This is a genomic window from Weissella bombi (assembly GCF_900094835.1).
Classification (GTDB): Bacteria; Bacillota; Bacilli; order Lactobacillales; family Lactobacillaceae; genus Weissella; species Weissella bombi.
Window position 1 is genome coordinate 111,956 of the sequence record NZ_FMAO01000002.1, and the last position, 13,892, is coordinate 125,847.

At 37.7% G+C, this 13,892-nt stretch carries 11 protein-coding genes; 10 read left to right on the top strand and 1 reads right to left on the bottom strand.

Annotated elements, in window-relative coordinates:
• The first annotated feature begins 40 nt into the window (after positions 1–40).
• From proB to GA0061074_RS02695, 3 genes are all read left to right on the top strand, one after another.
• A complete protein-coding gene (gene proB / locus GA0061074_RS02685; RefSeq protein WP_092461599.1) occupies positions 41–886 on the top strand; it encodes a glutamate 5-kinase in 846 nt (281 codons plus the stop codon).
• The gene (locus GA0061074_RS02690) at positions 867–2,114 is read left to right on the top strand and encodes a glutamate-5-semialdehyde dehydrogenase (protein ID WP_092461601.1); all 1,248 of its coding nucleotides are present in this window, start codon (positions 867–869) and stop codon (positions 2,112–2,114) included. Before proB ends, GA0061074_RS02690 begins: the two co-directional genes overlap by 20 nt.
• Positions 2,115–2,623: 509 nt before the next feature.
• Positions 2,624–3,427 carry a TraX family protein gene (locus GA0061074_RS02695; RefSeq protein ID WP_092461603.1) on the top strand — a complete coding sequence of 268 codons (804 nt, stop codon included), beginning with the start codon at positions 2,624–2,626 and terminating at the stop codon, positions 3,425–3,427.
• Positions 3,428–3,612: 185 nt separating this feature from the next.
• Here GA0061074_RS02695 and guaA read toward each other — a convergent pair whose 3' ends face one another.
• Positions 3,613–5,166, bottom strand: a complete 1,554-nt coding sequence (guaA, locus tag GA0061074_RS02700; RefSeq protein ID WP_092461605.1) for a glutamine-hydrolyzing GMP synthase — start codon at positions 5,164–5,166, stop codon at positions 3,613–3,615.
• Between the two features lie 298 nt (positions 5,167–5,464).
• Between guaA and GA0061074_RS02705 the strand changes: the two genes are divergently transcribed.
• From GA0061074_RS02705 to GA0061074_RS02735, 7 genes are all read left to right on the top strand, one after another.
• Positions 5,465–6,544, top strand: coding sequence for a BMP family lipoprotein (locus GA0061074_RS02705; RefSeq protein WP_092461607.1), 1,080 nt, complete (start codon positions 5,465–5,467; stop codon positions 6,542–6,544).
• A gap of 163 nt (positions 6,545–6,707) precedes the next feature.
• Positions 6,708–7,382 (top strand): GTP pyrophosphokinase, encoded by a 675-nt coding sequence (locus GA0061074_RS02710; RefSeq protein WP_092461609.1) that lies wholly within the window; start codon positions 6,708–6,710, stop codon positions 7,380–7,382.
• Positions 7,383–7,414: 32 nt separating this feature from the next.
• On the top strand, positions 7,415–8,854 hold the full coding sequence (gene rlmD, locus GA0061074_RS02715; protein WP_092461610.1) for a 23S rRNA (uracil(1939)-C(5))-methyltransferase RlmD: 1,440 nt from the start codon (positions 7,415–7,417) through the stop codon (positions 8,852–8,854).
• 137 nt (positions 8,855–8,991) lie between these two features.
• Complete coding sequence (locus GA0061074_RS02720) at positions 8,992–9,552, top strand: ECF-type riboflavin transporter substrate-binding protein (RefSeq protein ID WP_092461612.1); 561 nt, start codon at positions 8,992–8,994, stop codon at positions 9,550–9,552.
• Between the two features lie 60 nt (positions 9,553–9,612).
• Positions 9,613–11,304, top strand: a complete 1,692-nt coding sequence (locus tag GA0061074_RS02725) for an ABC transporter ATP-binding protein (protein ID WP_092461614.1) — start codon at positions 9,613–9,615, stop codon at positions 11,302–11,304.
• 3 nt (positions 11,305–11,307) lie between these two features.
• Entirely contained in the window at positions 11,308–12,132 is an 825-nt protein-coding gene (locus tag GA0061074_RS02730) for an energy-coupling factor transporter transmembrane component T family protein (RefSeq protein WP_092461616.1), read from the top strand.
• 378 nt (positions 12,133–12,510) lie between these two features.
• The gene (locus tag GA0061074_RS02735) at positions 12,511–13,875 is read left to right on the top strand and encodes an FAD-binding oxidoreductase (protein WP_092461764.1); all 1,365 of its coding nucleotides are present in this window, start codon (positions 12,511–12,513) and stop codon (positions 13,873–13,875) included.
• Positions 13,876–13,892 lie beyond the last annotated feature (17 nt).

The following is a 13,892-nucleotide window of genomic DNA, read 5'->3' on the forward strand; positions in this document are numbered from 1 at the left end:
AGAATTATGATAAAACTTAATGAAAATGGAGGCAATTCGCATGAAGTCGAGTCGTCGCATGGGAAATGTTTCGCGTGTTGTTGTAAAAATTGGTACAAGTTCTTTAATGCATTCAAATGGTAAATTGAATTTACAGGCAATTGATCAATTGAGCTATACCTTAACTGGCTTAGTTAATGAGGGTAAGCAAGTTATTTTAGTTAGTTCAGGTGCTATTGGAGCGGGTATGGGTCAACTAGGATTGACAACTCGACCGGAAGAAATTACCAAGCAGCAAGCATTAGCTTCGATTGGGCAGAGTGAGTTGATGACGGTATATCAACAGCGTTTTGCTACTTACGGTCAAAAAATCAGTCAGGTGTTGTTGACACATGACGTTCTCGATTATCCACAAAGTCGTGAATATGTTCATAATACAATTGAACAATTACTAGATTGGGGGGTTATCCCCGTCGTTAATGAAAATGATACGGTGGCAGTTGATGAGTTGGATCATCGGACAACTTTTGGTGATAATGATCAATTATCAGCGATTGTGGCGGTTCGATCACACGCCGATTTGTTGATTATGTTGTCAGATATTGATGGCTTTTATACCGGCAATCCTCATAAAGACCCACATGCGCAATTGATTAAGGAATTACACCAAGTAACTGATGATTCATTAAAAAGAGCTGGTGGTGCGGGTACGGTATTTGGTACAGGCGGTATGGCAACGAAGTTAAAAGCAGCGGCTAATATTTTAAACCACAACCAAATGATGGTTTTAGCGAATGGTGCCAATCCTTCAATTATCTTCAATATTATGAATGGTGAAGAAATCGGTACGTTATTTATTGCGGAAAATAACAATGAGGAGTCGGATGATGACGGAATTATTAAATAAAATTGGTCAGCAGGCAAAAGCAGCATCTCAGGTGTTAGCACAATTGTCTACGACAACTAAAAATCAAGTTTTACGTGCAATGGCTGATGCTTTAATAAACAAGACGCCAGAAATTTTGGCAGCCAATCAAGAAGATTTAGCTGATACAACAGGTTTGGCAGATAAATTTATTGATCGACTAACGCTAACTGCAGATCGGCTTGCAGGTATTGCAGATGGTGTTAGAAAAGTGGCTGATTTGCCAGAGCCAATTGGTAATGTTGAGCGTGGTTGGACAACGGAATCGGGATTACAAATTAGTCAGAAACGGGTACCGCTGGGCGTAGTTGGCATTATTTATGAAGCACGACCAAATGTGACAGTTGATTCAGCAGCTCTTTGCTTTAAGTCGGGGAATGCCGTAATTTTACGTGGTGGTAAGGAAGCATTACAGACTAATATTAAAATGGCAGCAGTTTTGCGTGCTGTTTTAGCTGAATTTGATTTGCCACAAGATGCTGTTCAGATGATTACAGAAACATCACATGAACTAGCCCAACAATTTATGCGCTTGAATCAGTATGTGGATGTTTTAATTCCACGTGGTTCATCACGATTAATTCAGACGGTTGTACAAAATGCAACGGTACCAGTTATTGAAACGGGTGCTGGTAATTGTCATATTTATGTTGATGAAACGGCTAATTTACATATGGCCGAAGACATCATTGTTAATGCGAAAACGCAACGTCCTTCCGTCTGCAATGCAACCGAAAAATTATTAGTTAATGCAGCAATTGCACCTGAATTTTTGCCACAAGTTGCACAAGCTCTTGCTGATGAGCATGTCGAAATTCGTGGTGATGAGCAAACTTGTCAAATCTTGGGTGACCAAGCAAAACCAGCTCAGAAAGCAGATTGGGATACTGAATATAATGACTATATTATTGCGATTAAAGTGGTGAATACGTTAGAAGAAGCGATTGATCACATTAATCAACATAATACAAAACATTCTGAGGCAATCATCACGACTAATTATGAGCACAGTCAACAATTTACCCAACAAATTGATGCAGCTTGTGTTTATGTTAATGCTTCAACACGTTTTACAGATGGTTTTGAATTTGGTTTTGGTGCTGAAATTGGTATTTCAACGCAAAAGTTGCATGCCCGTGGACCAATGGGATTAAAAGAACTCACAACAACGAAATATGTGATATTAGGTCAGGGACAAATTAGAGAATAAAAAGACAGTTTGCTACTAGATAATTCTAGTGAAGTGCCATAAAAAAGTTAGACATGTAAATAATTCTTAACTACCTAAGACCTGTTTCCGGTATGCAATCGGAGGCAGGCCTTTTGTTTTTAATGAAAGTTGTATATTTATAGTCATAGAAAAATACCCGATAATCGTTAGATTGTATATCTAAAAATTATTGGGCACTTCATAGTGGTCGGCTGTTTTTTATTTTTGCTGGATATTAACAAGAGGTTAACGATATTAAAATATAAATTATTACTTTATGTGACACGGAAAAAGAAACTTACAGGGTGTATTCATTCCACAACGTTATTGCTTTACAATAAAAGATTATTGTTTTACAATAATTTAAGTTAATCAATTGATGATAAGTTTTTTAAAAACAATAACGAGATTATCTATCATCTGGATCAAATCTTATTATTATTTAAATTTGAAAAAAGCTTATGCAAATTTAAGTTAGTGATAGCAATTAATTAATAGGAGGAAGTTTTATGCCAGAGCAAGCGAATACCTCTCGTTTTGGAAAACTGAATACATTTGATCTAAAAGTAATTGGGATTATACTCATGGTAGTTGACCATTTTCACGAAATGTTTGCATCTTTTGGTGCGCCGGCATGGATTGACTGGTTCGGTCGTCCTGTCGCAACTATTTTCTTTTTTACAAGTGTTATCGGTTTTTCACATACACATAGTAAAAAAACATACATGCTGCGTCTCTACATTAGTATGGTGATCATGACGCTATTAATGAATGCGACTCAAAGAATTATCGGGTTCGATGAGGTGCAATTGATGAATAACATATTCCGTGACCTTTTTGTGGGAACTTTGTTTATGGCGTCTATTGATCAATTTGCAGCTATGAAAAATGGGCAGGCAGTAAAACATTGCTTACTTGGGATTTTAATTTTTGCTATCCCGTTCATTTTTACACTCATTATGATTCCGCTTTTATCTATAGATGTAACTGGATTTGCTAATCAAATGATATTACTATTTGCTAGTGCATTTAGTCCAGCTATCATATTGGCGGAGAATGGTCTGATGATTTTGCTAATTCCTGTGATGTATATTTTCCGAAACATTCGTTGGGCACAAATGTTAAGTATTGCCGTGGTTGCTTTACTATACGGTTTGAGTGGTAGTACACAATGGATAATGATTTTTGCTATTATTCCGCTGTTATTATATAACGGGGAAAAAGGTCGTGGCATGAAGTACTTCTTTTACATCTTTTATCCAGCCCACATTATTATTTTGTATCTTATTGCCGCAGGAATACGGTTTCTATAAAATGGATATCTATTGGTCACATGGTACTGATAATAAAATAATTTAATTGAATAGCTTAAATATCAAGCAACTAAGTTTTTTATGAATTTGGTTGCTTTTTTATATAGAATTATTAAACAAAAAAATACCAACAGCTAATCTACAAGATTAGTTGTTGGTACTAAATATTTTAGAAGTTATTTGTTTTATTCCCACTCAACAGTTGCAGGTGGCTTAGCTGTAATATCGTAGACTACGCGGTTAACGTGGGCAGTCTCATTTACGATACGACGAGAAATCTCTTCTAAGACATCCCATGGTAGCTTAGCAAAGTCAGCTGTCATACCATCAACAGATGTGATGGCACGAATGGCGATGGTGTGATCGTAAGTACGTTCATCTCCCATAACACCAACTGAGCGAACGCCTGGCAAGACTGTGAAGTATTGCCATACTTCGCCGTCTAATCCTTGCTTAGCAATTTCATCACGCAAGATAGCATCAGATTCGCGAACGATTTCTAGCTTATCAGCAGTGATTTCACCAAGAACACGGATTCCTAGACCAGGACCTGGGAATGGTTGGCGCCAAACAAGTTCGTGTGGCATACCAAGCTTTTCACCAAGTGTACGAACTTCATCCTTAAACAATTTATTCAAAGGTTCGATTAATTGGAATTGGATGTCATCAGGCAATCCACCAACGTTGTGGTGTGACTTGATGGTTTGAGCCGTGTCAGTACCTGATTCGATAACGTCAGTGTACAACGTTCCTTGAGCAAGGAAGTCAATACCATCAAGCTTAGCAGCTTCTTCGTCAAAGACGCGAATAAATTCATTACCAATGATTTTACGCTTCTTTTCAGGGTCAGTTACACCAGCAAGCTTATTCAAGAAACGGTCTTGAGCATCAACTTTAATGATGTTTAGACCGAACTTATCACCAAGTGCTGCCATAACTTCGTTTGCTTCGTTCTTACGAAGTAGACCGTGGTCAACGAAAATTGATGTTAATTGGTTACCGATGGCTTTGTGCAATAGGACACCAACAACTGATGAATCAACACCACCTGAAAGTCCAAGCAAAACACGCTTGTCGCCAACTGTTTCACGAATCTTTGCGATTTGTTCATCAATGAAATCATCCATTGACCAGTCACGGTTAGCGTGAACGGCATTGTCGATGAAGTTTTCCAAAATCTGCATACCATAAACGGTATGACGGACTTCAGTGTGGAATTGAACACCATATAATTGACGCTCTTTATTTTCCATCGCAGCAATAGGTGTGCTATCAGATGTAGCAACTGCAGTAAAGCCTTCAGGAACAGTACCAACATAATCACCGTGTGACATCAAAACGGTTTGTGTCTCAGGTGTGTCGGCGAATAGGGTGCTGTTTGCATCCAAAACTTTAATCTCAGTTTCACCATACTCAGATGTATTGTTAGCAGGTAGTACTTCACCACCAGGCAACATATGTGCCATAAGTTGCATACCATAGCAAACACCTAAGATTGGAATGTTTAGATTAAAGATTTCTGGATCAACAGAAAAAGCACCATCAGCGTAAACTGAATTAGGACCACCCGAAAAGACTAGGCCTTTAGGTTGAAGTTCTTTAATTTCAGCTGCGGTGATAGTGTGTGGCTTTAGTTCAGAATAAACACCCAACTCACGAATGCGTCGTGAAATTAGTTGATTATACTGAGAACCAAAGTCCAATACAAGAATACTATCGTGTGTATCTGTGTTGGCCATGATATCCTCCATTTAATTTATAATTCTATTATACGTAGTTTATGATAATTTTCAATGTACTTTTATAGTAACGTTCGTACTTGACGATAAGCAGGATTGGTAAAATTATCCTATTTTTTCACATATTAAACTAATTTTTATTAATGGTTTTATCATTCAATAAATTGTCGTTAAATAGGCTAAAAAATAGTCTTGCATTCTCGGTTTGAGACAGCTATAGTAATTAACATTATTATATTTTTAAGAACTCTTAAGTGAGTGGTTGGGTCGAGGGATTAATACTTGGAGGTATTTAAAGATGGTTTCACGTCGGCTAATGGTTGTTGGTGGTGTTGTAGTGGTTGCACTTGCAGGAATTGGTGTTGCATCAATGAATGGTAGCAAGTCAGCTACTAAGGACCAATTTACGGCAGCTATGGTATCAGATACGAATGGCGTTAACGATAAAGGATTTAACCAAAGTGCATGGAGTGGTTTGCAAAAATGGGGTAAAGCTAATAATTTAACCAAGGGTAAAGATGGTTACAATTATTTCCAACCTAAGACAGTTGCTGACTACGATACACAACTAACGCAAGCTGCTACTGCTAAATATGATTTGGTTGCTGCTATTGGAAATACGTTTAAAGATTCTGTTGAAACAGTTTCTCAAAAGCAACCAAAAACTAAGTTTGTTTTGGTTGATGAGCAAGCGGATAAGAAATACAAAAATGTCGCTTCCGTTAAGTTCCACTCTGAACAATCTTCATACTTAGTCGGTGTTGCTGCTGCTAAAAAGGCTCAAGAAGTTGGTGATAAGACAGTCGGCTTCATTGGTGGTATGCGTAATTCAGTTATCGAATCATTCTTGGCTGGTTACCAAGCCGGTGTGAAATCAGTTGATCCAAGTATTAAAGTAGATGCAACTTTTGCAGGTACTTTTTCAGATCCAGCTAAAGGACAAACAATAACAAAGGCTAAAATGGCAGAAGGTGAACATGTTATCTTCCAAGCCGCTGGTGGTGTTGGTAATGGTGTGTTCCAAGCTGCTAAAGACCAAAGTTCTACTTTGCCATCTGGTTCAAAGGATAAGGTTTGGGTGATCGGTGTTGATTTAGATCAAACTAACATGGGTGACTACAAGACTAAAGATGGTAAGCAAGACAACTTGACGCTAACATCATCATTGACGGGAATTGGCCGTGGTTTGCAATTAGTAACAAAGCAAGCACAAAAAGGTAACTTCCCAGGCGGTAAGACTGTTTACTATGGTCTAAAAGAAGGCGGCGTTGGTGTTGTAACCAAGAACCTAAATGATGACGAAAAGAAAGCTGTTAACGATGCTAAGCAGCAAATTGTTGACGGTGATATTAAAGTCTCAGCTATTCCAGCTAAGTAATAAAATAAAGTTAGTTGGGAACTCCTATGAGTTTCCGATTTTTTATATGAAACAAAATGAATTTTAATAATGTTGCGAAATAAAACTTTCGAAAAAATTTTTATAGTTCAGTATAATGGAGCATAAAGCAATTAATTTATGTAATGCATAAGGAATGTTAAAGATGAATTTAAGAAGAAATACAATGAGTGTTAAGAAAATTCGCCAACTGATTGGTGATGATGGTGAATATGGTTGGATTGCTAATCAATTAACACAAATTGCGCAGATGTACCAAGTGTATGAATCGGCACAAAATGAAATTGCAACTAAGTTAGAAAATTTGGATGCGGAGTTTGAATTAAATTATAATCACAATCCAATTCATCATATTGATGGTCGCATGAAAGATCCACAAAGTTTAGTGGGAAAAATCAAAAAGAAAAATTTGTCACCTAATGTAACGGCTGTAAAAAATAATATTTTTGATATTGCTGGATTACGAGTTATTACTAACTATATTGATGATATTTATACAGTTGAAAAGTTATTATCACAACAAGATGATGTTGAAGTCATTAAACGTAAGGACTACATTGAGCATCCTAAAGCAAGCGGCTACCGTAGTTTACATTTGGTTGTTAGAGTACCAGTTTTTAAGGCACATGATGTCGAATCAATTCCGGTGGAAATTCAAATCAGAACGATTGGTATGGATATGTGGGCAAGTCTAGAACATGAATTGCGTTATAAAACGGATGTTGACCGTGCGGAAGAATTTGCGGATAATTTAGTAGATAACGCTGATGCATTATTTGCTATTGAACAAAATTTCCAAGACATTCATCATGCATTATAATCAAAAAAGAAAGAGCTATTGTAGAACGAAATATGGAAAATAAACAAAAGAATCGCACACATGATTATAAAAATAAACATGTTTCACGTGGAACAAAGAAACAAAATACAACACCAGTAAAAGTTGAAATTGGTGACCATCTATTGATTACCATTAAGCGACTAGGTATTAATGGTGAAGGAATTGGTTACTACAAAAGAAAGATTACATTTATCCCGGGAGCATTACCAGGGGAAGTTGTAGAAGTTGAAGTAACTAACTTTACGAATAAGTTTATTGAAGCAAAAGTGCTTAAGTTTAAGCAAACGTCTAAGCAACGTGTGACACCAGTTGATAATCAAGAAGTTGGTGGTGTTGAACTAGCCCATTTGTCATATGAAGGACAATTGAAGTTTAAACAGGACGTTATTCGCCAGGCTTTGGAAAAGTACCGTCCTGCAGGCTATGCTCACTACAAATTATTGCCAACAATCGGTATGGATGATCCAACTGGTTATCGAAATAAAGCGCAATTCCCCGTACGTGAGGTAAATGGTAAGTTAGCAGTTGGTATGTACAAACGTCAATCTCATAAATTGATTGATTTGCCAGTCATGACAACTCAACATCCGGCTACATTGAAGGTTGTGCGCACTGTCCGTGATATTTTGGCTGACATGAAGCTGTCAATCTATGATGAACGCCGAAACCGTGGTTCAATTAAAACATTGATTGCACGTGTTTCAGAGTCAACTGGTGATGTGCAATTGACGATTGTAACCAATGGTCGTTCATTACCTGAAGCTGACGAATTAATTGCACGAATTCATGCTGCGCTACCAGAGGTAGTTTCAATTCATCAGAACATTAATCGTGGTGATTCTTCATTAATTTGGGGTGATGATACTCGTCAAATTTGGGGAGAAGATTACATTACGGAAGAAATTAATGGTAAGACTTTTAAGTTATCACCGCGTGCTTTCCTACAATTAAATCCACGACAAACACAACGTTTGTATCAGGAAACAATTAAGGCTTTGGATTTAACTAAGGCTGATAAGTTAATTGATGCTTATTCAGGAGTTGGGACTATTGGTATTTCATTAGCTGATCATGCTGGTGAAGTACGTGGTATGGATACGATACCTGAATCAATTGATGATGCAACTGAGAATGTTATTGATAATAATGTTTCTAATGCGACTTATTATGTTGGTGCTGCTGAAGAATTAATTCCTCAGTGGGCTAGTGAAGGTTGGATTGCGGATGCTTTGGTTGTTGATCCGCCACGTACAGGGTTGGATAGTGCATTACGTCAAACTATTTTGGCTACTAAACCAGAAAAGTTTGTGTATGTTTCATGTAATGCCTCGACATTAGCTCGTGATTTGGTTGATTTGGCAAAGGTTTATCGAGTTGATTACATTCAATCAATAGACATGTTCCCACAAACGGCTCGTTGGGAAGGTATTGTAAAGTTTACTAAGAAATAAAAGTTGACGATGATGCTATCATATTAGTATGTTGGTTATCGAGCATAAAGATAAGATGAGAGAAACGACAATGCTAACATAGTGTAGTATTGTCGTTTTTTACATCAATTTGTCAGGCTATAATAAAGGAGAAGATTATGAAACAACGTAAGGGATTATCAACACGTTCAGTTGTTGCAACTGGTATTGGAGCCGCTGTATTTTTAATTTTATTTAAATTCGTTGCTATTCCAACAGGGATTCCTAATACCCAAATCAACGTTGCTGAAGCTTGGTTGTCATTACTTGCAGCTATTTTCGGCCCAGTTGTTGGTGGGTTGGTTGCCTTTATCGGTCATGCCTTGAATGACGCAATTTCTTATGGTTCTGTTTGGTGGACATGGGTTATTGCTGATGCGCTATTTGGTGTTATTTTAGGATGGGCTGTAAAGAAGATGAATTTAACCAATGGTGATTTGACCACTAAAAAATTGGTTGGGTTTAATGTTTGGCAATTAGTTGCTAATCTGATTGCTTGGAGTGTCATTGCGCCTTTAGGGGATGTGTTAATCTACAGTGAACCTGCTACCAAGGTGTTCTTACAAGGTTTTGTATCAACTGGTATTAATTTCGTATCAGTTGGTATCTTAGGAAGCTTGTTACTTGTTGCTTACAATAAAACACAAGTTAAGCAAGGATCATTAAAAGAAAAAGATTAAGCAATTTTGAGTGGGGTAAACCTACTCATACATATAAAAAATAGTAGAGGTAGTTGGCTAATGACATTAGCAATTAAAATGAGCGATGTAACATTTAAATATGACTCACAATCAGAGCCAACTTTACATCACATTAATTTAAATATTGAACAAGGAGAGCGTGTGCTGTTATCTGGACCATCAGGGTCTGGTAAGACCACTTTAGGGCAATTACTTAATGGTTTAATTCCGCACGCTTACCAGGGAGAAATAACTGGTGACATTACCATTAATGGGCATAACATTAAGGATATGTCTATTTTTGAGCGTTCTTTTGATATCGGTACGGTGTTACAAGATACTGATACCCAATTCGTTGGCTTAACGGTTGCTGAGGATGTGGCTTTTGCTTTGGAAAATGATAATGTTGCACATAATGAGTTGTTTACTAAGGTACAACAATGGGCAGAAATTATGGAGCTAGAGGATTTGTTGCGTGCAGCACCGCAAGAATTATCTGGTGGACAGAAGCAACGTGTCGCAATGGCGGGCGTTTTGATTGATGATAGTCCTATTTTATTGTTTGATGAACCGTTAGCAAGTTTAGATCCAGCAAGTGGACATCGTATGTTAGCTTTGTTGGATGAGCTACAAGAAAAATACCATCTGACTGTTATTATGATTGAACATCGTTTAGAAGATGTTTTACAGCACCGTTTAGATCGTGTTGTTGTGTTGGATAAAGGTATGATCACTTTTGATGGTACGCCTGATGAAATTTTAAAAACGCAAGCGTTAGCGCAATATGGACTAGCAATGCCGGGCTATCTGCAATTATTAAAATTAGCTGGTGTTTCATTTGATGGGCTTGCTAATATTACTGATCCGGCACGAATAGCGGGACCGGATGTACAGGAAAAGTTACAAGTGTTAGACAACAGCGTAAATCAACAAAATCAGAGGGATAGCTCAGTTGCAGAGCCAATTTTAACCATACAACAATTGGCGTTTAAGTACGGTAAGCGGGCACTATTTGAAAGTGTTGATGTTACCTTGTATGAGGGTGAATTAGTTGCTCTGGTTGGTAAAAATGGTTCAGGAAAGTCTACACTAAGTAAATTAATTGCCGGATTTATAAAGCCAACAGCAGGAACGATGACATTAACAGGTATTGGTGATTTGTCAGGCCTATCAATTAAAGAGCGCGCTGATTATATCGGCTATGTTTCACAGAACCCCAATGAGATGATTACACAGTCGATTATTTATGATGAAGTTGCGAGCGGTCTACGTTTGCGTGGTATGTCTGAAGAAGAACTTAAGCCACGCGTTCACGATTTGCTTAAATTGGCCGGGTTGTATGGTATGCGTGAGTGGCCAGTGACAGTATTGAGTTATGGTCAAAAGAAGCGTTTAACAATTATTGCAGTTTTGGCATTAGCACCGAAGATATTAATTTTGGATGAGCCAACTGCTGGACAAGATTATGCAAATGCACAGGCTATTATGAATTTTGTGCAGGATTTGAATAAGCAATTTAATACGACAGTAATGATAATTACGCATGATATGTCATTGATGTTATCGGCAGCGGAGCGGGCCTTAGTATTAGTGGATGGACAATTGTTGGCTGATCAATCACCCGCAAGCTTGTTAAATAATCAGCAGTTAGTTGAACAGGCTGATTTATCAATAACAACAGTGCATGAGTTGGCGCAACAATATGGATTAAGTAATCCAGCTGCATTAACGGCATTAATTGGGAAAGGATAGGTTATGAATAATATATTTGGTTATCAGCCGGGAAAGTCTATTATTCATCAATTAAGTGGTGGTACTAAGCTGTTGCTATTTTTATTGCTTACGATTAGCGGTATGCTAAGCTTTGATGTTCGTTACTTAATTTTATTGATGATTATTGCTGTTGTTGGTTTAAAGGTTGCCGGCATTCGTTGGAGAAACGTGTCGACTATTGTTAAATTTGTAGCTGTATTTGCGGTTATGAATTTATTGTTGATTTATTTATTCGCACCACAATATGGTGTGAAATTATTTCATAGTCAAACCATTTTATTTGGGTCGGGTCGATACGCATTAACGTTAGAGCAATTATTCTATGAATTCATTGTATTAGCAAAATATTTCTTCAGCTTGCCGTTAGCATTGATATTTTTACTAACGACTAATCCAAGTGAATTTGCAGCTGGATTGAATAAAATCGGTTTATCTTATCGTATTTCATATGCAGTTGCTTTGACGTTGCGCTACATTCCAAGTGTGCAGCAAGAATTTGTGATGATTAGTCATGCGCAACAAGCTCGTGGATTTGATATGTCATCTAATGTACCGTTAAGGCAACGTATTAAAGGTGCTTTTGGTATCATGATGCCACTTGTTTTTTCATCGTTATCAAAAATTGATGAAGTCAGTCGTTCGATGGATTTACGACGCTTTGGTAAAGAGAAAAAACGTAGTTGGTATTATGAGCAAAAGTTTAAAAAACAAGATTGGTGGTTTTTATTAGGGATCGTTGTACTTGTCGTTATTGAAATGCTACTGATCAAAGTAACGGGTAGTCGCTTTTGGTATCCATTTTCATAATCACTAAATATAAAATGTGAGATAAATGAGATTATTTTAATTTAATGATTGACTTTTCATAATACGCGTTTTACCATAATATGAGTAAACACGATGAATGGGTGAGTAGTTTGTGATGGATACGCAAAGCGAGTTGTAGATAGTGTAAGGCAACCGATTCAGCAAATGAATTTTGGCCCGGGAGTGAATGGAATTATGAGTAGTTAATATAAGTAATTTCCGGTGTGCGCGATATAGCATGTAAGTAATTCATGACTTAGTGAGCAATTTGCAGTGATGTAAATTGAAACACGGGTGGTAACGCGATTTCAATCGTCCCGTCGTTCCGTATTTTTTATGGAGCGACGGGATTTTTTTATTTAGAGGAGCAATATGACAATGACAAATTGGGGGTCTTTGCAATTGCCAGATGGTGAAATTGCATTAGACGAGCAAACAAGAGCCGAATATGGCGCAAATGATTATACACAAGAAATTACAACCAAGGTGTTACCAGATGCAGTAATCTTTGCATCTTCAATCGCTGATGTTCAAGCAACGGTAAAATTTGCGGCTGCAAATCAAATTGCGGTCGTACCACAGGGTGCTAAGACATCTATTGTTAACAGTGCGGCTGGGTTGGCCGGCAGTGTAGTTTTAAATCTATCACGAATGAACAAAATTTTAGCGATAGAACCAGAAAATCAGGTTGCTATCGTTCAACCGGGTGTGTTGAATGGTGATTTGGACACACAAGCACGTCAGGTCGGTTATTTTTACGCACCTGATCCAGGTTCAAAACCAATTAGTTCAATTGGTGGTAATATCGCCACCAACGCTGGTGGTATGTCTTCGTTAAAGTATGGTACGACGAAGCAGTCAGTGTTAGGACTAAAAGTGGTTCTGGCAAATGGTGAAGTCGTTACATTTGGTGGTAAAACATTTAAAAATAATACAGCATACGATTTAACGGATTTGATGATTGGTTCAGAAGGAACTTTGGGGGTTATTGTCGAGGCAACAGTCCGCTTATTACCAGTTCCTTTGGGACAACCAGTTACAGGATTGGCAACTTTTCCAACTATTCATGAGTTAATGCAGGCGGTTCAAGCAGTTCAGGCTAGTGGGGTGAACCCATCAATGCTAGAAATCTTAAATCGTGTATCGATAGAAGCACTTGATGAGTATGAAGGCAGTCATTTGGGAAGTCATGGGGAACAAGCATTGTTGGTTTTCCAAATTGATGTTGCTGCAGCGGATGCTTTAAGCACAGTTGAACAAGTATTACATACATATGGTGCAACGAAGATTGATGTTACTGAAGACCAACAACGTACTAGTGAAATTATTAAAATTCGCCAGGATATTTTTGCAGCTGGTGCACAGTATGGTCGTTTAATTGTTGAAGATGTGGCAGTTCCATTGGGACAATTAGCCAAGGTAGCAGACAAAGCAGAGGAATTAGCAAGCAAGTATGATCAACGATTATTATTGTTAGGTCATGCGGGGGATGGTAATTTGCACCCAGATATTATCTTAGAAGATAAAGATGGGGCTTTACCAGAAGAAACGCAACGATTTATTGATGAACTATTAGCGTTTGTCATTGAAGTAAAGGGGACTGTTAGCGCGGAACATGGTATTGGTAGCTTGAAGAATGCATGGGTACCAAAACAATTAGATGCAAGCGTTAGAATTCTACAAAAGCAAATTAAGCAAGTCTTTGATCCATTGGGGATTTTAAATCCAGGACGCAAAATTTAAAACAAGTAGGGGTAAAA

Coding starts and splice junctions, on each gene's coding strand:
- GA0061074_RS02720 (WP_092461612.1), top strand. CDS start 8,992: ATGAAACAACGTAAGGGATTATCAACACGTTCAGTTGTTGCAACTGGT.
- rlmD (WP_092461610.1), top strand. CDS start 7,415: ATGGAAAATAAACAAAAGAATCGCACACATGATTATAAAAATAAACAT.
- GA0061074_RS02705 (WP_092461607.1), top strand. CDS start 5,465: ATGGTTTCACGTCGGCTAATGGTTGTTGGTGGTGTTGTAGTGGTTGCA.
- GA0061074_RS02725 (WP_092461614.1), top strand. CDS start 9,613: ATGACATTAGCAATTAAAATGAGCGATGTAACATTTAAATATGACTCA.
- GA0061074_RS02710 (WP_092461609.1), top strand. CDS start 6,708: ATGAATTTAAGAAGAAATACAATGAGTGTTAAGAAAATTCGCCAACTG.
- GA0061074_RS02735 (WP_092461764.1), top strand. CDS start 12,511: ATGACAAATTGGGGGTCTTTGCAATTGCCAGATGGTGAAATTGCATTA.
- GA0061074_RS02695 (WP_092461603.1), top strand. CDS start 2,624: ATGCCAGAGCAAGCGAATACCTCTCGTTTTGGAAAACTGAATACATTT.
- guaA (WP_092461605.1), bottom strand. CDS start 5,166: ATGGCCAACACAGATACACACGATAGTATTCTTGTATTGGACTTTGGT.
- GA0061074_RS02730 (WP_092461616.1), top strand. CDS start 11,308: ATGAATAATATATTTGGTTATCAGCCGGGAAAGTCTATTATTCATCAA.
- proB (WP_092461599.1), top strand. CDS start 41: ATGAAGTCGAGTCGTCGCATGGGAAATGTTTCGCGTGTTGTTGTAAAA.
- GA0061074_RS02690 (WP_092461601.1), top strand. CDS start 867: ATGACGGAATTATTAAATAAAATTGGTCAGCAGGCAAAAGCAGCATCT.